Consider the following 220-nt stretch of genomic DNA (forward strand, 5'->3'; position numbering starts at 1 on the left):
GGGCTTCCCACACCGTTTCCAGCAGCAACCTCTGCTGCGGATCCATCGCTGTCGCTTCCCGCGGGCTGATCCCGAAGAACCCGGCATCGAACAACCCCGCGTCGTGCAGGAACCCGCCGTCTCGCGTGTAGGACTTACCCGCCACCCCCGGCTCGGGATCGAACAACCCCACATCCCAGCCCCGGTCCAGAGGCCACTGCGACACCACATCCCGGCCCTG

General features: G+C 67.3%; 1 protein-coding gene. It reads right to left on the minus strand.

What is annotated here, in order from left to right:
- Positions 1 to 220: beta-ketoacyl synthase N-terminal-like domain-containing protein (locus tag JZ792_RS41645; RefSeq protein WP_216918478.1), on the minus strand; the 220-nt coding region annotated here is incomplete at both ends.

Source organism: Nocardia noduli (genome assembly GCF_019038455.1).
GTDB lineage: Bacteria > Actinomycetota > Actinomycetes > Mycobacteriales > Mycobacteriaceae > Nocardia > Nocardia noduli.